Here is a 17,652-nt window from a genome sequence, read left to right as displayed (position 1 = left end):
CTTAACCGCGTGGAGTCGCGACGGCTGCGAGCTTGGGCGCGGTTTTTTCCGGCGCCACTTGCTCCAGGTTGCTGGCTTCAAGCGCTTGTCGTTGTTGGGCCAAGGCGGCGAGGGTTTCCTTGCTGGCCATCGGGATGGTTTGCGGGGCGACCGGCGAGCCAGGGCGGATGCGCTGCAGGCCTTTGACGACGATGGTGTCGTCCTTGCCCAAGCCACTGCGCACGATGCGCAAGCCTTCGATCTTCGGCCCCAGTTCCACCGAGCGATACGCCGGCTTGTCGCCTTCCATCACCAGCACGAACTTCTTGCCCAGGTCGGTGCCGACGGCTTCGTCATTGATCAGCACGGCGGAATAGGTGCCACTGCCGACCAGTTTCAGACGTGCATACAGGCCAGGGGTGTAGCGGCCGTCTGCGTTGTCGAACACCGCACGCCCACGGATAGTGCCGGTGGCCGGGTTGACCTGGTTGTCGACGAAGTTCATCTGGCCCAAGTGCGGGTTGCCGGTTTCGTTGGACAGGCCCAGGTACACCGGGGTGGTCGCACCACGACGGCCTTGGCGGGCCAGTTCGGTGTACTTGAGGAACACGCGCTCGTCGGCGTCGAAGTAGGCGTAGACCTTGTCGGTGGAGACCACGCTGGTCAGCGCGGTGACATCGGCGGTCACCAGGTTGCCGGCGGTGATCTCGGCACGGCTGACGCGGCCGCTGATCGGCGAAGTCACGCGGGTAAAGCTCAGGTTCAACTTGGCCAGGTCCAACTGCGCCTGGATGCCGGCGACAGCGGCGCGGGCTTCCTGGGCGGCCGTGGTGCGCGACTCGGCCAGCTCGGCGGAGATCGCGTTGCTTTCGCGCAGGCGCTCGCCACGTTGTGCTTCGTTTTCACTGCGGCTAGCGGCGGCTTTGGTCTGTTGCAGTTGGGCTTCAAGGCGGCGCACTTCAGCCTGGAACGGACGCGGGTCGATCTGGAACAGCAGGTCGCCTTTCTTCACCAGTGCACCTTCGGTGAAGGCCACTTGATCGATCTGCCCCGACACCCGTGGACGGATCTGCACGGTTTCCGGCGCTTCCAGGCGACCGGTGAACTCGTCCCACTCGTTGACGGGTTGCTCAAGCACCTTGGCCACACTGATCTGCGCAGGGGGCATGGCGGCCGCTTGTTCCGGGGTCTTGCCGCACGCGCTCATCACCACCACGGCCAAGATCGCCAGGGGGAAGCGCAAATGTTTGAGTGACTGTTCCATGAGGTGCATCCGCCAATGTATTTGAGATGGGCGGATCATGCGCGGCGAGGTGCTATGTCACGAATCGAATGAAGCAAAGGTAACTATCATTCGGAATGATATAAGCGCGGGATTAGCCCTCTAGCATGGGCTTTTCGTTAGGGTGCTATCAATGTCGGTGATGACAAAGGACTGTTGTCGCCATTGCAATAACGATTACCGATGAGGCTGGCGTTATCCCGGGGCAAGGGCTGGCGTGAGGTATTAGACGCCAGTACTCTGCACCTCCACAGGCGCCTGGCGCTGGAAAATTTGCGCCGCTGGCGCACTTGTATTGGTCACTGCCGTTCGACTGGGAAGTCATTTATGAGCACGCTTCACGTACCTAACCGTTCAACCGCTGCCCGCACAGCCAATGACCTGTCTGCTTACATCGAGACGATGATCGGCACACTGGGCCAAAGGATTGTTGATGACCAGCGAGAGATTGAGCGCATTGGCGAACTCACGTTGCGCTACGCCGAGCCTGAGCGCTTGGCTGCTTTGAAGCCCAGCCAGGACAAACTGCAAGCGTATCAACTCAACGTCGATGAGCTTGGCAAGGAGTATTTCGGGTTTGGCTGGTTGTGTAATCGGAAAAATACGAAAGCGGCCAAGGCGCAACGTGACGAGGCAAAGGCTCAGCATGACCTGGTTGTAGATAACTGGGACGCTCGCGCCGCCCAGGCCCAGCTGACAATGCAAATTGCCCAGCACAATAAAAGTGTCAGTCAGCAACAGCTACAAGTGCCAGGGATCCAGCAGCAGTTGCGTCAGACTAAGCAGCTTCTGCAAGAGTTCGAAGCGTTCAAAATAGCCTCGGCCGATGCGCTGGCTGCCGCTTCCTGCGGCGCCTGGCTCGCCGGCGGGTTTACGGCGATGTTGCAGGACATCGATGCACGGGTCCGGCAAAACCAGTTGGCGATGGCAATGGTCCAGGTTGGCACTTTGGTATTCCAGAGACGTCCCACCGCAGAGGGGTACGCCAGCCTGCAAGGCCAAGCCCAAGCCATTCGCGACAAGGCTTATCTCGAGTTTCATGGAGTGCCCGCGACGGGCGCCTTCGACGAAATCGTCAAGGCGTCCGCCACGCTTGCTGCGGCCAATATGCAACCGGCATTCGCCCAAGAACTCCTCCATTGCCCGGGGACGGGAGACCAGTGGCAATTACTGACGCAAACACTCACCTCGCCACAGACGTTATCCGTAGATGTGCTTTGGACTATCTATTGGGCAATGCTTCAGTGCGAAGATGAAATGGCGAAATTCATGTCGGGTACGGTGGCGAAGGAAGACCCGCTGAATGGTCGATTCAGCAAGTCTGTCGAAGACTGGCTGGCCAAATGGGCCAGCCAACAGATACCTGCATTTGGTTATCCGCTATCGCAATCGTACCTGGGCACTTTCCATCTGGCCGGCACATCAGAGGAATCTCGGTTGGGTGCTGATATAGGGGTGATTATTTCCTTGAATGTGGGCGGCCTGGTTTGTCGAAAAGCGGTATTGCTTCAAGCCAAGCGTGCAAAGGACTGGATGGCCAATGTCGGCAGTGACAAGGATCAACTGACCAAGCTGTCAGCGAATGTGCTCACGGGCTATTACTTGTTCTACCACGAGTCGCCAAAGTTCAAGGTGGCGCCTCCCGTGCCAACCGTGAGTTCGGCGCTTGCCCTGCAGCAACTGCTGCAAGCGCGCAAGCGGGTGACGACAGGGGCCTCGATTCTGTTGGATGTGCGCGACACTGGCTGGGACTGGGCCAGCTTTATCACCTTTGGGCTTTGTGACCCGCAATCTACGGTGGGTGCGCACTTCGATACGGTAGATGAGGCTTTCACGATTCTGGGTAACAAGGAAACTGGCGAGTTGCCGCATCACTTGTTTCTGGTGGCGATTGAAGACGAAGGCCATGTGCGCGACCTTGAAGCGCAACTGCGTAAACGTTACGAACCCGCAGAGCCCGAGAAGAAAACCCGTGCGAAAAAGCGCGATAAAGATGGTCCGGATCATAGCCGCAGTCTTTGAGTGCGCCGGGAGTCAAGGGCTGCATCGCGCAGTTGGCGGCAGCCCCTTACCAGGGATCAGACGGTGCCGAACCCCACCTGCACCGTCAGTGCTCCCTGGTTATCCCCCAGTCCAATCCCATACCGGCCCTCCAGATCATCATTGATACACAGCTGCAATTCCCCCGTCTGCCCCGGCGGAACCGCTGCCAGATCGCCCACCAGAAACGGCGTCCCACCACTGCCTACACGCCCGATCAGCGCGCCTTCATTGGCCCCCGGCAACGTATACCCGGCCTTGGCGATCAACCCCGGGCTGCCGTTGCCATCCACCATGCCGCCCACCGGGCTGGCCAGCCATTTGCCGCTGACATAACGCACCAGGCGTGGGCTCGGCCCGCTGATCTGCACGCCGGTGCCTTGCCATGGCTGGTTGGCCTGCACCTGCACGGTCACGGCCTTGAGGTCGTTGCACAGGGTGTCACCGGCCTGGATCGACAGCGCGGCGATGGTCAGGCTCGGGTTGGACGTACCCGTGGTGGGGAACACGCCGTCGCCGACCAGGAACAGGTTGGCGTGGTCCCAACTGCGCTGGTATTTGTCCACCACCGAGGTCTTGGGGTCGGCGCCCATGCGGTAGGTGCCCATCAAGTGCCCGGCGCCCTGGAACGAATAGGATTCGCCCTGATAGACGAACACCCCCGGCTGGATGTCGGCCGTCAGTTCGGTGGCACCGAGCAGTTCGGTAATGATGTGGCTGGCCAGGATGCGCGCCTGTTTGAAGCCCTCCTTGGTGTAGTCCGACAGGTCGTAGTGGATCTCCGGGCGCGGGATGCCCAGGCGGTCCTTGTATTGGCTCGACGGCACGATGTAGCAGTTGGCGTTGTCGGGATCTTCCTCGACTTGCTCCACCAGGAAGCCCACGCGAAATTGCCGGGTCAGCAGGTTGTTCAACTGCTGTACCAGCGCCGTGCCGAATAGCGTCTGCGTGGCATCGCCGCTGTTGGGCAGCGGGTTGGTACGGCTGACATTGCTGCCATCGATGAGGTCGGCAACGGTGGTGTAGGGGTCGCCAATCGGCCAGTTGAAGCCTTCATTGCCGATCTCGATACGCCACGCCGCACGTTGGCTGCGAAAGGCACCATCGCGCAGGCTTTCAATCCCCGAGGTCGACACCGGCCCGCGGTACGGGAACACCGTCTTGCCTTCAGGCATCAAGCCCCACGCCAGGTAGATCGGGTGGTCCGCCAGGCTGCGCCCGACCTGGCCGCTGCTGTTGGCGACGCCTTTGGGCCAGGCGCTGCTGGTGGAGTTGAGCAGCAATTTGGGCGTCTCGATCGCATGGGCGGCGATCACATAGCGCTGCCCGATTGCCACCCCGGTGCCGGTCGCCGGTCCGTCGCCCAATTGATACTGGATGAACTCGATGCCGCTGATGGTCTTGTCCGCCGCCACCGTAACCTTGCTCGCCACGGTCTTGTACAGGACCCGCACGTTGCCGGTGTTGAGCGCGTTGTTCATGGTCACCGTGGCGTCGTACTTGGCCTGGATCGGGCAGATCGGCGTGCAGTTGGTGTTGCCCGCACACACGCGGCGCCCGGCATAGGGCTGGGAGTTGCGCCCGGCCGGCGTCGGGCTCACCACCAGGGGCAGGCCCTGGAACGCCTGGCCCTGCACCGCACTGACGAAACTGCCGTCGACCAGTGACAGCGGGATGCTGGTCATCGGGTATTCGTAGTTCTGCGGGAAGGTAATACCGAGGTAACCCTGGTCGGCCACGTTCGCCGCCACGCCGATTTCCGCTTCGGCGCGGCAATACGCGCTTTGCAGGTCGTTGTAGCCGATCGGCCAATCGACCCCGACGCCGTACAGCGACTTCATGCGAAAGTCATTGGGCAACATGCGCAGGCAGGTGGCAACCCAGTGCCAGGTGGTGCCACCGCCCACGCGCTCGTAGGTGCTGGTGAACGGCAGCGGGCCTTTCTGCACCAGGTAACTGACGTCGGGATTGTCCCAACCCAGGATCAGGTCGGCGATGGTCGCGCGCGGGGCATTCTGCTCGGCCGGGTTGCGTGCCGGGCTCAGGGTGCTGACCGGCGGGTAGGGCGACTCGGGGGTCTTGAGGGTCGCGGTGTAGAAGCGCTCCAGGTACTGGTTACGGTTCGCCGGGATTTCCGGGCCGGACTCCAGCACCAGCACTTTCACGCCCGCCAGGCCCAGTTGATAGGCAATCAGGCTGCCCGCAAGGCCCGCGCCGACGATCACTACATCTGCTTGTTCAGTACTCATGACGATGCTCCTGGCTGGAGGCTGGCGGCCACCCCGGTGAAATCCTCAAGGCTGGGCGGTGGGCTGTTCCAGTAGCCGAAGAAGAACTCGCTGTAACCCATCGGGTGGGCCTGGGCGATGCTCCACGCCCAGCTTTGGGTGTAGGCCTCGTCGCTGACCACGGTTTGCTCACCCAGCGGGAACGCACCCTGGGCATACGGCTGATACCACACGCCGAGCAGCCACAGCTTCATGATCGCGCGCGCCGCCAGGGCGGTCTGGGTGGTGGCGGGCTGGCCGTTCTGCATCAGGATCGCGGTGCCGATCTGCTGCGGCGTCTGTTGCTCGGCCAGCAGCGAAGCGTATTGGGCGAGCAGGGCGCCGAGTACGTTCTGGCCCAGGCGCGGGCCGATGAAGTTGAGAAACGTGGTGGGCAGGCCGATGGGGTCCACGGAGGGCGCCAGGCGTTCCTGGTCGATGCCGGTAAGCACCACGCTCAGGCCGGTGAAATTGTCGAGGTCGGTACTCATGGCTGACTCCCTGTCGCACCTGTGGATTGGGCGCGTTCGAGCAGGTAGGTGAAGTCCGCGAAGCTGGTGCGCGGCGACTGGGTCACGTGGGTCGCGGCATTGCCGTGGCAGGCGATGCAACTGGACGACGCCTGGGGCACGGTGCCCTGGATGTAAGTCTCCAAGGTCGCATTGGCCAGGAACGACGGCGCCGGCTTGCCCAGCGGCACGGTGGCCGATATCTGGCACGGAGGCTGGCCGGTGAGGGTCGGCCACTGGGTGCTGATCAACTGGTAGTTGGCCCACACGCTGTTGGGGTTCACCGTGCGCAGCAGGGTCTGGTAGGTGTTGTTGAGGGTCTTGGTCGCGTCGGTCAGCGGGATCTCGCGCACGATCTGCGACGGCGTCGCTTTCACCGCCGGGTTCCACGGGCGTGGCGGCGGCTGGTTGACCTCGGCCTGGCTGCTGGCGTTGTAGAACAGATACGGGCCCTTGCGCTCGGCCGGTGGCGTGGTCTTTTCCGGCACATTGTCGACGTGCTCGAAGGTCGACCACACCCACTGCGGCGCACTGGTGGTCTTGTGCACGATATGCAGGCCCACCAACCCGACCGGCTCGGCCACGCAGGATTCAGCCACCACCGGCCCCTTGCTCGGGTCGCTGTTGCCCGGCGTATACACCAACGCATCCACCGTATGGAAACTGCCGGGCTTGTCGTTGCCATCCAGCACCTTCCACGAGGCCTTGACCATCAGCGAACCGACCTGGCTGGTAGCCGGGTCGCCGCAACTGAACGCCACTGCGTTGGTCGGGCTGGCGGCAAAAAACGCCTGTTGGCCCTGGATGCTATACAGGCCGTTGTTGACGATGCCGTCGAACATCGACTGATTGACCACGATTTCATTGCGGGTGTACACGCCGCTCTGGTCCACCAGCGGGCCGCTTTCAAACGGTTGGATAAACTCGTCGAGCACATCCGGGACCTTGCCCATCTGCTGCAACAGGCGCCCGGAGCCCTTGCCTTCACAGGCCGGCGGTACGGCTGCCGGGGCGTGATAGGGCTGTGGCTTCTGCCCTTGGGGCAGGAAGATCTGGTAACTCTCCCGGTAGCTTTCCCACACTGTGGCCGCGTCCTGCTGGCCGATCTGCATGCTGGTGTTGGGGTTGCCGTCGGCCAGGGCCGGCCAGTTCAGTGCAATGAATGTCTGCCACGACATGTCATCGAAGTTCTGTTGCAGGCTGGTCAGGGAAAACGGCGGGGTCGCCGTGACATCGAAGGGGATTTGCGTAGACAGCGTGGGGGCCGCGACGACCAGTGGGCTCAGCAATGCGCCGAACAGCGCGCAGCCGAACCCGGGCCGGGGGCGATGGGTTTCCGTTCTCATCGTTATCTCCTGGGCATCAGGCGTCAGGAGACAGTGGGTCCGTCATGGACTCTTCAATGCGCCTCCTGGCACGGGCTTGAGATTAGATAACGTTGGAATGGCCGGTGGTTCTGCGACTAGATTTATTCGTAATAAAAACAATCGCTAACGGCGTCAAGCAGGTTCCTTGTCGGCGCGGCGGGTTTCGGCGCGGATAAAGGTGCGGAACACGTGGTCCCACAGCGGCGAAGAGACCCCGAAGTTCTTCTCGATCCCCTGGCGATGGTGCAGATCATGATTGGCCACCAGCCGTGGCATAAAACGGTAGGCCCAGTGCTCGGGACGGTGCATCACGTAGTGCACCGAGATATAGAACCCATAGCCCGCGACTGCGCCGACGAAGGCCGAGGTCAGTCCGGTGTACCAGGCCACCAGGAGCAGGATGGCGAAGGTCGAACTGGTCTTCCAGCTGGACACACCGATATAGGCCAGCACGTCGACGTGGTGGGTCCAATGCTCGCGGCGATACAACGAGTGGAACAGGAAGCGGTGCGCCGAATATTCCACCAGCGTCCAGGCCAGCAGCCCCATCAGGGCCAGGCCCAGGTCGAATGGCGCGAGGTAGAGCGCCAGCAGGATAAAGAGGGGCACGGTGAAAAAATCGAGGTAGTAAGCGAGCGATGACATCAGCCATTTATTGGAAGCAGCCATGTGCGGAATATCCCTATAGTGCGAAAGGCGGCGGCAATTGGAGCACAGATTCAAGGCGCAGTGTTGGTGGCGCAACAGCGGTTCAAGAGATTGTCCGATTGCCTGCTGGAGTCCGCACTCCTGATGCGGATCAAGTCATTGAATACATTGATTTATTGGTTTGGCATGAATTGTGTTTCCAGTTGATTGAAGCACTCGCTGCCTCAACCCGACCACGGGAGGGGAACCCCACCCTTCACAAGAAACCACACCCATGCACAAGCTCTTGCAACGCACCCTGATCGCCAGCCTGGTGGCGCTCACCACCTTGGGCACGCTCCTTCCGGCGGCCGCCCAGGCTGCCAATGATCAACAGTTCATCCCGCTGGCCACTTATCGCGTCGGCGCCTATGCCTCCAGCGGCATCCCGTGGTGGGCAGGGGAGATTGACTACTTTCGCTACATCAACGAAGTCGAAGGCGGCGTGAACGGCGTCAAGCTGGTTTGGCAGGAATGCGAGACCGAGTGGAAAACCGACCGCATCATCGAATGCTACGAGCGCTACAAAGATGGCCTGGATGGCGCACCCACAGGGTTTTTCTTCACCCACAGCACGCCTGCTTCCTACGCCTTGATGGATCGTGCGGCGAAGGACCATATCCCGCTGATCGACGGTGCCGGTGGGCGCACCGAGTCCACCGATGGTCGCGTGTTCCCTTATGCCTTCCCGCTGCTGCTCAACTACTACGGGCAGGCGTCGGTGGGCATCAACTACATCGCCCAGCGCGAAGGCGGCCTGGACAAGCTCAAAGGCAAAAAGATTGTGACGGTCTACCACGATTCCGCCTACGGCCGCGAAACCCAGGCGGCCATGCAGTTGCTGGCGCACAAGTATGGTTTCGACAACATCCAGATCCCCGTGGCGGACCCGGGCAACGAACAGTCGACCCAGTGGCGCCAAGTGCGCCAGCTCAACCCGGATTGGGTATTCCTGCGCACCTGGGGCGTGTCCACCCCGGTGGCGATCAAGACCGCCGTGCGCTTTGGCGTCCCGGTAGACCGCCTGATCGGTGACGTGTGGGCGGGTTCCGAAGCCGATGTGATTCCCGCCGGCACGGCCGCCAAGGGCTATCAGGCCCTGGCGCCGTTTCCGGGTGGCGACGGTTTTGAGATCCACCGCAAGCTCAAGCAGTCCATCCTCGATCCGGGCAAGAGCAACCTCAAGGACCCCAGCTATTTCGGCAAGGTCTACTACAACATCGGTCTGATCAATGCCGCGATTGCCGTCGAAGCGCTGCGCACCGGCCAGGCCAAGTTTGGCAACCGTGCGCTCAACGGCGAAGAAACCCGCTGGGCATTCGAGCATCTGGACATCGATGCTGCACGCCTCAAGACCCTGGGCTTTGAAGGTTTGTTGGCGCCGTTGAAGCTGTCGTGCGCCGACCACGAAGGCGGCGGCTCCGCCCGCGTACAGCAGTGGGATGGGCAAAAGTGGGTATTGGTGACGGATTGGCTACAGGCTGACCGCGCCACGTTGCGCCCACTGATCGAGGCCAAGTCCGCAGCATATGCCGAAGAGAAAGGCCTCGCCCCGCGCGATTGCGCATCGCAATAACACCCAAACGCAAACCTTGTAGTGAGCGGGCTCGCCCCGCGCCGGGCGGCGAAGCCGCCCTAAAACAGGCACCCTCGGTCTCCCTGAAACACCGCATCGGTCTTATTGGGGCGGCTTCGCCACCCAGCGCGGGCAAGCCCGCTCACTACAGGTCAGGCGGCGGTGGCTTGTTGCCCGGGAATGGCGGCAATCAGTTCGCGGGTGTAGTCGCTGGCAGGGTGGTTGAAGATGCGTTCCACCGAGCCTTGTTCCACCACCTTGCCGTTGCGCAGCACCAGCACTTCGTGGGCAAAGTTGGCCACCACCGACAAGTCGTGGGACACCAGTACGTAGGCGATGCCCATTTCCCGTTGCAGCTCTTCCAGCAGGTCGAGGATGTGCGCCTGCACCGACACGTCGAGGGCGCTGACCGGTTCGTCGAGCAGCAGCAGGTCCGGTTTCAATGCCAGGGCCCGGGCGATGGCGACCCGTTGGCATTGGCCGCCGGACAGTTCGCGGGGCAGGCGGTCCAGGTAGCTGGCCGGCAAGTGCACGCGGCTGATCAGTTCCCGCGCCGCCTGTTCCAGGGCCGGGCCCTTGAGCAGGCCGAACGATACCAGTGGTTCGATGATGCTGTCGTACACGGTGAAGCGCGGGTCCAGCGCCGCAAACGGATTCTGCTGCACCAGTTGCAGGCGCTGGCGCAGCGGGCGGAATTCGCGCCAGCTGAGGGGGGTGACGTCCTGCTGTTCGAACCAGACCTGGCCCTGGGTTGGTTTTTCCAGGCCGAGGGCAATGCGCAGTGCGGTGCTTTTGCCCGAGCCGGATTCGCCGACGATCGCCAGCGTCTGGCCTGGGTATACCTCCAGGCTGAGGTCGTCCAGGGCGACGAAGGTCGACGCCTCGCCTTTGACCTTTGGCAGCGCGAAGGTCTTGCCGACGTGTTTGAGGCTGAGGATCGGCTCTTCCATCGGGTCAATCCGGATCAGCGGCGCACGCCGTTTGGCAAACGCCGGGGCGGCAGCAATCAGCGCCCGCGTGTAGTCATGCCGTGGCGCCGTGAGGATTTGCCGCGGTGCGCCTTGCTCCACCAACTCACCCTGTTGCATCACCACAATCCGGTCGGCGCGGTCGGTGGCCACACCCAGGTCGTGGGTGATGATCAACAGCGAAATCCCGCGTTCGGCCACCAGGCGCTGCAAGTGATCGAGAATCTTGCGCTGCACCGTCACATCCAGGGCGCTGGTCGGTTCGTCGGCGATGATCAGGCGCGGATTGCCGGCCAACGCGATGGCGATCAGCACGCGTTGGCGCATGCCGCCGGAGAGTTCATGGGGGTACTGGCGCGCACGCAGCACCGGCTTGTCGATGCCGACGTGTTGCAGCAGCTCGACAATGTCTGCATCGACCCCGGGATAACGTTTGCCCTTGGCCAGGACCAGCGCCTCGGCGATCTGCTGACCGACGCGCAGGGTAGGGTTGAGACTGACCATCGGGTCCTGGGGAACCAGCCCGACGGTGCGTCCGCGCACGCTGCGTTTGTGCCGTTCGCTGGCGTGGGTCAGGTCGTTGCCGTCCACCCACAGCTGGCCGGCGCTGATCTGCGCGTGTTCTGGCAACAGGCCGAGGATGGCGTTGGCCAGGGTCGATTTGCCGGAGCCGGACTCACCGACAATCGCCACCGTCTCGCCGCTGGCGATGGTCAGTGACAGATCGCGTACGGCTTGAACGTGTTGCCCGCCGGAGCGGTAGCTGACACTCAGTTGGCGAACATCGACTAAAGCGCTCATCGCTGAATCTCCTCGAACGTGCGGGCAATATGGTTAAGGCTGAATACCACGGCCACCAGGAACAGGCCGGGCAGCAGTGACACCCACGGCGCGGTGATCAGAAAGTGCCGGCCGTTGGCAATCAACGTGCCCCATTCCGCTTCCGGGGGGACTGCGCCGAAGCCGAGGAAACTCAGCCCGGCGGTCGCGAGGATCGCCGCGCCGAAATCGAGTGTCGCCAACACCGCCACCGGGCCCCAGGCGTTCGGCAGAATGTGCCGCAGCAAGGTGCGCCCCCAGCTCGCGCCACCGAGGCGCGCGGCTTCGACGTAGGGCAGGGTCTTGACCCGCAGCACCTCGGCGCGGGTGGTGCGAGCAAACCCCGGGATGATGCCGACGCCCACTGCGATGGCCACCGGCACGGTGCCGAAACCGATGGCGGTGACAATCGCCAGGGCGAGCAGCACCCCGGGGAGCGCCAATAACACATCGACAAAACGCATGATCAGCGCATCGATCCGCCCGCCGGCAAAGCCAGACAGGATACCCAGCCCCAGCCCGCCCACCAGCGCAATGCCGACGGCCAGCGACGCGGCCAACACCGACAGGCTCGCGCCATAGACCACGCGGGTATACAAGTCGCGGCCCAGTTCATCGGTGCCGAACCAATGGGTCAGGTTGGGCGCGCGCAGCTTGTCGACGGGGGCGGTGGCGTAAGGGTCAAAGCCGGTCAACAACTGCGGCGCAACGGCCGCGACCAGCGCAAACACCACCAGCAACAGCGCCAGGGTGAACCCCGGCCGGCGCAGCAACGGCAGCACCACGGCGCCGGCGCGTTGCAGGCGGCTGCGGCGTCGCCACAGGGTAGGGCGGGAGCTGGTCGGGATCAGGTTGTGCTCAAGGATCGTCATGGTCTAGGACACCTTTGGCGTGTGGGAGATACGCGGGTCGAGCCACGGGTACAGCAGGTCCACCAGCAGGTTGACCAGCACAAACGCGGCCGCCGACACCGCGACAATCCCCAGCACCACGGGAATGTCCTGGCGCAGCACGGCCTCTTGCGCCAGGCGGCCGATGCCGGAGCGGGCGAAGATGGTTTCCACCAGCACCGCGCCGGACACCGTATTGCCCACTTGCAAGCCAATCAGTGTGAGGATCGGCAGCGCCGCGTTCTTGAAGCCGTGGCGCGCTTGCACCTGGGCGCGGCTGAGGCCCTTGGCGTAGGCCGTGACGATGTACGACTCCTTCCACACCCCCTGGAAACTGCGTTGCAGCACCTGGGCGTACACCGCGGCGCTCGGGATCGCCAGGGTGACTGCCGGCAATACGAGGCTTTCAAAACCCCGGCTGCCGGTGGCCGGAAACCAACCCAGGGCGAAGGCGAACACCTGGATCAGCAACAACCCCATCCAGAACACCGGCACCGAAAAACCCAGCGACGGCAGGCGCGTCAACGCCTGCTTCAGCGGTCGCCAGCGGATATAGGCGGTCAGATAAGCCAGGCCGATCCCTGCGAGCAACGACAGCACGATGGCCAGGCCGGCCAGGGACAGCGTCTGCGGCAAACGCTCCACCAGCAACTCCGCCACCGGACGGTTCAGCGACAGCGACTGGCCGAAGTCACCGCGCACCGCACCGCACAACAGGCTGAAATACTGCTCGAACACGCCCTTGTCCAAGCCGTAATAGGCCCGCGCCTTGGCCAGGTCTTGCACCGACAGCGCGTCGGCCTGCATACCCGAGGCGCTGAGCATCAGCGTCAGGGTGTCGCCCGGCAGCAGATACAGGATGAAGTAGGTGATGCTGTAGGCGCCCCATAACACCAGCAGCGCCTGGCCGACACGGCCGATCAGGTAGCGGCTCATGGCGTGCCGATCTCGATGTCACCCAGCAGCGCGAAGCCCTCGGCGGTCCAGCGGAAGTTCTTCACCTTGGCCGACGTCGCGGCCTGCCACACACGCTCGTATACCGGGAACGCCGAGCCCTCATCGATCAGCAGGTCTTGCAGCGCGCCGTAGGCCGCTGCGCGCTGCTCGCCCTGGGTGGCGGTGATGCCCGCGTCAAACAAGTCCTTGGCCCGCTCGAGTACCGGCGGCTCGAAAATGTTGGTGGCCACGGTCGCGCTGTTGGCGCTGCGCGGATCGAGGATGGTTTGCAGGATGATCGGGTCGGCGCGGGTCATGTAGTTGATGGTCAGGTCATAGTTGCCCGCCGAGTTGTTCGCCACCCATTCGGCGCGGGTGACCACGTTGAGTTTCACTTCGATGCCGACCTTGCGCAGTTGGTCCTGCAGCAACACATCGCCTGCGGTTTCCGCCGGGCTGATGTTGTAGCTCAGGCTCAGGCGCTTGCCGTTTTTCTGCCGATAGCCGTCGGCGCCCTTGGCCCAGCCCGCGCTGTCGAGCAGGCGTTCGGCGCCCGCCGGGTCATAGGCGAGCTTGTCGCCCTGGCTCTTGAAGTACGGCGTGGTCACATCAAAGATGCCGTCGACCACGGCGAACTCGGAGTTGTAGACGGTGCTCGCGTAGCTCTTGCGGTCGATGGCTTTCTGCACGGCCAGGCGCACGTGTTTGTCCTCCAGCACGCGGCCGCCACGGGTATTGGGGAACAGGTTCAGCGACGGCCCCGGCAGCGAACGGCTCTGGATGGTCGCGCCTTTGGACTGAAACAGTTTCGAGTCCACTTCGGAGAACGGGTTGCGCGGCCACAGGATGTCGGCCTTGCCTTGCACGAACAGGCCGTTGCGCACGCTTTCTTCGGGGATGTAGGTGACGTCGACCGCGTCCAGGTGCGCTTCGCCCTGGTTTTTCATATTGGCCGAGGCCCAGGCGTAGCCTTTGCGTTTGGTCAAATGCGCGCCGACTTCCGGGGTGTAGCTTTGCAATACGAACGGCCCGGTGCCGATGATCTTGCCCAGGGAGCGTTCCTTGACGGTGAGCGCGTAGGAGGCGGGCGCGAGGATCGACAGGTTGGTGGTGGACGTGGCTTGCAGGAAGCCCGCGTTCGGTTTGTTGAGCACCAGCTTGACGGTGAAATCGTCGACCACTTCGGCATGGTCGTAGCCCGCCAGGTAGGTCGCGCCGAAGGTCGCCGGCAACTGGGTGGCCAGGGCCTTGTCGCTGTCGAAGGCGGTTTTCACGGCCTTGGCATCGAAGCGCTCGCCGTTGCTGAAGGTCACGCCTTCGCGCAAGTGGAAGGTGTAGGTCAGCGCGTCGTCACTGACCTCCCAGCTTTTGGCCAGCCACGGGATGATCTTGCCGGTTTCCGGGTCCTGGTCGGTCAGGGACTCGGCGATGTTGCGCAACAGCACCCGGTGCTCCAGCCAATAGACCTGGAACGGGTCGATGCTGACCAGGATGGTGTTGTCGCCAAAAAACGCGATGTTCAGGGTTTTGCTGGCCTGGGCCTGCTCACCCGAAGGTGAGCAGCCGGCGAGGGCCAGGGCGAGTGCGCAGGGGGCCAGCAGACGGCTCATCAAGTTGGCGGTATTCAATGGGTTGCCCTCATGTGGCGATTCAAGTGCATGCAAGGTGTGGATCAGAAGTCGTAGGCGAGCTTGGTGTACCAGTAGCCGCCGCCGGGGTAGAACGGCGGGTTGCCGTAGGCGGCGAGGCCCAGGTTGCTGTACACCGCGTGCTTGTCGGGGCGCACGTCGAAGATGTTGGTGCCGCCGATGCTCAGGGTCAGGCTGTCGACGAAGGTGTAGCTGACGTCCAGGTCGGTGATCCACTTGGCGCCAAAGCTGCGGTCGCCGCTGGGGTTGACCGCCAGGGTCTTGACCGCGCCGTAGCGCGCGGTTTGCAGGTTCACCGCGAGGTCGTCGAGCTTCCAGTTGGCGCCGAGGATCCATTTGGTCTTGGGCGTGGCGTCGGTGAGGTCGCCGGCGCGGTCGCGGCCGACCAGGGTCACGCCGGTATTGGCCAGCGCGGCGGGGGTGTCGCGGCTGTCCTGGATCGTGGTTTTGTTCCAGTTGAACCCCAGGCTCCAGCGCACATCGCCAAGCGCATCCAACGGCGTGGTGTGGTCGGCAACGATGTCCAGGCCCTTGGTGCGGGTGTCGAAGGCGTTGGTGTAGTAGTTGACCCAGGTGCCGGACGGCACGCCCTGGGCGGTGAGGATGGCGTTGATCGCGCCGTTGCCACGGTCGTAGAGGTTGCTGGTCAGGGCGATGCGGTCGTCGATGTCGATCAGGTAGGCATCGGCGGTGATGCTGGTGCGTGGCGCGGGTTGCCAGGTCAGGCCGAGGCCCAGGTTGCGCGATTTTTCCGGCTTGAGGTCATCGCCGCCAAGGGCCTTGGCCAGGTTGCTGCCGGACGGGGTCAGGCGGGTGACGGCGGGCACCACGTTGCCATTGGCGTCCAGGGCTACGCGGTTATCGGCCACGGTGTAGCCGATCTGGGTCAGCGATGGCGCGCGGAACCCGGTGCCGACGGTGCCGCGCACGGCCACGGTGTTGGTCAGTTCGTAGCGCGAGTTCACTTTCAGGCCGAAGGTGTTGCCTGAATCGTCATCGTAATGCTCGACGCGGCCGGCGACGTCGAGGAACCACTTGTCGGTCAGGTCAAAACCCAGGTCCAGGTAGCCGGCGTAGTTGTTGCGGATCAGGCTGACTTCATCTTCCGGGCGGATCGTCACCGCCGCCTGCGCACCCGACGCGGCCGGGTAGGTGCCGGTGATATACGCCTCGCGGTCGCCGGCGAAGGTGCTGAAATGCTCCCAACGGTGCTCCAGGCCGGCCGACACCTGCACCGGCGGGGTCAGGTTGAACAGGCTGTCGTAGCGCCGGGTGAAGTCGAGGTTGTTGACCCACTGCTCAAACCGGAAGGTTGCCAGGTTGTCGAATTTGGTCGGCGATGCGCTACCCAGGGACGGGTTGATATTCAGGTCGCTGGAGTGGTGCACATTGTTGCGCCCGTAGGTGGTGCTCAGGTCCCAGTTCCACTCGGCCAGCTCACCCTTGCCGCCAAACAGCAATTGATAGTCGCGGTCCTTGATGTTGTTCAGCGGGAAATAACCGTCGGGGAATACCTCCGGCACGGCGGCGGTGCCAGTGGGCAGGCGCAAGTAGTTGGCCGCTTCGGCGTCGCGCTCGCCGTAGGTGGAGAACGAGTACAGCGTAAGGTCTTCCAGGGGCAGTTCGGCGTTGTAGGCGAGGTTGAAGGCCTTGAGATCGGGGTCGCCGTTCTTGATCGCTACGCGGTCCCAGGCGGCTTCCTTGGCCGGGTCGTTGAAGGCCCTGACGCTGCGGTCGGCCTTGTCGTTCCACGACGCGTTGCCGCGCTTGCGCGCGTCGGCGGACAGGTGGAAGAAGCCGCCTTCGCCGAGTTCGAAGCCCTGGTCACCGGCGACCTTGATGGTCTCGCCCTGGCCGGAAAACAGCTGGCCGTAACTGGTTTCGAGGTGGCCGCCGCTTTTGCTGTTCTTGAGGATGATGTTGATCACGCCCGCCACGGCATCCGAGCCGTACTGGGCGGCAGCGCTGTCTTTGAGCACTTCGATATGGTCCACGGCACTGACCGGGATCAGGTCGATGTCCACCGCGTTTGCGCCGCTGTTGTCGATGGAACCGCGCTGGCCGGTGGCGCCGTTGTGGCGACGTTTGCCGTTGACCAGCACCAGGGTGTACGCCGGGCCCAGGCTGCGGTTGCTCAACGGCCGCGTCACCGAGTTGTAGCCGGCGATATTGGTACCGAAGTTGAACGACGGCAGCAATTTGGCGATTGCCTCGGACAGTTCCGCACGGCCGGTCTTGAGCAGTTGGTCGCTGTTGATCACGTCAATCGGCGCCGGGCTGTCAGCCACGGTACGTTGCTGACCGCGCAGGCCGGTGGAGATCACGGTGACGGTGTCGAGCTTGGCGTCTTCGCTCGCGGTTTCGGCGAACGACGGCGCAGTCGCCAGCAGCAGCGAGCTGGTGAGCAAGGACAGGTGGAACTTCTTCAGAGGGGCGGCAGAGGCGATGTCGGGCATGTCAGTGGTAGTCCATTGAGTCTGGCACTGGCCCGTGGTGTGGGTACAGCTTCAAAAGCGGGGTAGGGAAGTCGTCTAGTGTTTTGAAGATATTCCTATAAAAAACATGAGTGAAATTCTTTTTTGGAATAAGCTAATTATTAGAAATTAGCATCTCCTGGCTAATTAAGATCATCTATTTTTATGATGTTGACCGTCTGGCCGATAAAACCGGCCGCGGTCTGTAT

Annotated in this window: 12 protein-coding genes; 2 read left to right on the top strand and 10 right to left on the bottom strand. The window is 62.9% G+C overall.

The genetic code is table 11. From position 1 onward, the window contains the following. Position 1: 1 nt before the first annotated feature. The gene (mexE, locus tag OPU96_RS01565; RefSeq protein ID WP_463984487.1) at positions 2-1,243 is read right to left on the bottom strand and encodes a multidrug efflux RND transporter periplasmic adaptor subunit MexE; all 1,242 of its coding nucleotides are present in this window, start codon (positions 1,241-1,243) and stop codon (positions 2-4) included. A gap of 345 nt (positions 1,244-1,588) precedes the next feature. Between mexE and OPU96_RS01560 the strand changes: the two genes are divergently transcribed. Beyond that, entirely contained in the window at positions 1,589-3,283 is a 1,695-nt protein-coding gene (locus OPU96_RS01560) for a hypothetical protein (protein WP_498558526.1), read from the top strand. Positions 3,284-3,339: 56 nt separating this feature from the next. Here the strand turns inward: OPU96_RS01560 and OPU96_RS01555 are convergent, their stop codons facing one another. The 4 genes from OPU96_RS01555 to OPU96_RS01540 all read right to left on the bottom strand — a co-directional run bounded on the left by OPU96_RS01555 (position 3,340) and on the right by OPU96_RS01540 (position 8,113). Then, positions 3,340-5,550: a GMC family oxidoreductase gene (locus OPU96_RS01555; protein WP_305392617.1), complete on the bottom strand. Its 2,211-nt coding sequence runs from the start codon at positions 5,548-5,550 to the stop codon at positions 3,340-3,342. Continuing rightward, on the bottom strand, positions 5,547-6,059 hold the full coding sequence (locus OPU96_RS01550; RefSeq protein WP_192301160.1) for a sorbitol dehydrogenase: 513 nt from the start codon (positions 6,057-6,059) through the stop codon (positions 5,547-5,549). The genes OPU96_RS01555 and OPU96_RS01550 overlap by 4 nt, the downstream gene beginning before the upstream one ends. Further along, positions 6,056-7,423, bottom strand: a complete 1,368-nt coding sequence (locus tag OPU96_RS01545; protein WP_226457017.1) for a cytochrome C — start codon at positions 7,421-7,423, stop codon at positions 6,056-6,058. The genes OPU96_RS01550 and OPU96_RS01545 overlap by 4 nt, the downstream gene beginning before the upstream one ends. A 153-nt stretch (positions 7,424-7,576) precedes the next feature. Beyond that, on the bottom strand, positions 7,577-8,113 hold the full coding sequence (locus OPU96_RS01540; RefSeq protein ID WP_226457018.1) for a sterol desaturase family protein: 537 nt from the start codon (positions 8,111-8,113) through the stop codon (positions 7,577-7,579). A gap of 253 nt (positions 8,114-8,366) precedes the next feature. On the opposite strand from OPU96_RS01540, the gene OPU96_RS01535 reads away from it, so the two are divergent. Beyond that, the gene (locus OPU96_RS01535) at positions 8,367-9,707 is read left to right on the top strand and encodes an ABC transporter substrate-binding protein (protein WP_498558525.1); all 1,341 of its coding nucleotides are present in this window, start codon (positions 8,367-8,369) and stop codon (positions 9,705-9,707) included. A gap of 152 nt (positions 9,708-9,859) precedes the next feature. On the opposite strand, the gene OPU96_RS01530 is transcribed toward OPU96_RS01535, so the two are convergent. The 5 genes from OPU96_RS01530 to OPU96_RS01510 form a co-directional block, all read right to left on the bottom strand. Beyond that, a complete protein-coding gene (locus OPU96_RS01530) occupies positions 9,860-11,476 on the bottom strand; it encodes a dipeptide ABC transporter ATP-binding protein (RefSeq protein ID WP_226457020.1) in 1,617 nt (538 codons plus the stop codon). Then, complete coding sequence (locus OPU96_RS01525; protein ID WP_498558524.1) at positions 11,473-12,366, bottom strand: ABC transporter permease; 894 nt, start codon at positions 12,364-12,366, stop codon at positions 11,473-11,475. Before OPU96_RS01525 ends, OPU96_RS01530 begins: the two co-directional genes overlap by 4 nt. A gap of 3 nt (positions 12,367-12,369) precedes the next feature. Beyond that, positions 12,370-13,320, bottom strand: coding sequence for an ABC transporter permease (locus OPU96_RS01520; protein WP_498558523.1), 951 nt, complete (start codon positions 13,318-13,320; stop codon positions 12,370-12,372). After that, positions 13,317-14,930, bottom strand: coding sequence for an ABC transporter substrate-binding protein (locus tag OPU96_RS01515; protein WP_498558617.1), 1,614 nt, complete (start codon positions 14,928-14,930; stop codon positions 13,317-13,319). Before OPU96_RS01515 ends, OPU96_RS01520 begins: the two co-directional genes overlap by 4 nt. A gap of 62 nt (positions 14,931-14,992) precedes the next feature. Then, on the bottom strand, positions 14,993-17,425 hold the full coding sequence (locus OPU96_RS01510) for a TonB-dependent receptor plug domain-containing protein (protein ID WP_192301002.1): 2,433 nt from the start codon (positions 17,423-17,425) through the stop codon (positions 14,993-14,995). Positions 17,426-17,652: the final 227 nt, after the last annotated feature.

The organism is Pseudomonas sp. RP-B7 (genome assembly GCF_059803535.1).
The sequence above is the reverse complement of the archived record's forward strand: the minus strand, read 5'-3'. Positions and strand labels throughout refer to the sequence as shown.

Coding starts and splice junctions, on each gene's coding strand:
- mexE (WP_463984487.1), bottom strand. CDS start 1,243: ATGGAACAGTCACTCAAACATTTGCGCTTCCCCCTGGCGATCTTGGCC.
- OPU96_RS01560 (WP_498558526.1), top strand. CDS start 1,589: ATGAGCACGCTTCACGTACCTAACCGTTCAACCGCTGCCCGCACAGCC.
- OPU96_RS01555 (WP_305392617.1), bottom strand. CDS start 5,550: ATGAGTACTGAACAAGCAGATGTAGTGATCGTCGGCGCGGGCCTTGCG.
- OPU96_RS01550 (WP_192301160.1), bottom strand. CDS start 6,059: ATGAGTACCGACCTCGACAATTTCACCGGCCTGAGCGTGGTGCTTACC.
- OPU96_RS01545 (WP_226457017.1), bottom strand. CDS start 7,423: ATGAGAACGGAAACCCATCGCCCCCGGCCCGGGTTCGGCTGCGCGCTG.
- OPU96_RS01540 (WP_226457018.1), bottom strand. CDS start 8,113: ATGGCTGCTTCCAATAAATGGCTGATGTCATCGCTCGCTTACTACCTC.
- OPU96_RS01535 (WP_498558525.1), top strand. CDS start 8,367: ATGCACAAGCTCTTGCAACGCACCCTGATCGCCAGCCTGGTGGCGCTC.
- OPU96_RS01530 (WP_226457020.1), bottom strand. CDS start 11,476: ATGAGCGCTTTAGTCGATGTTCGCCAACTGAGTGTCAGCTACCGCTCC.
- OPU96_RS01525 (WP_498558524.1), bottom strand. CDS start 12,366: ATGACGATCCTTGAGCACAACCTGATCCCGACCAGCTCCCGCCCTACC.
- OPU96_RS01520 (WP_498558523.1), bottom strand. CDS start 13,320: ATGAGCCGCTACCTGATCGGCCGTGTCGGCCAGGCGCTGCTGGTGTTA.
- OPU96_RS01515 (WP_498558617.1), bottom strand. CDS start 14,930: ATGAGCCGTCTGCTGGCCCCCTGCGCACTCGCCCTGGCCCTCGCCGGC.
- OPU96_RS01510 (WP_192301002.1), bottom strand. CDS start 17,425: ATGCCCGACATCGCCTCTGCCGCCCCTCTGAAGAAGTTCCACCTGTCC.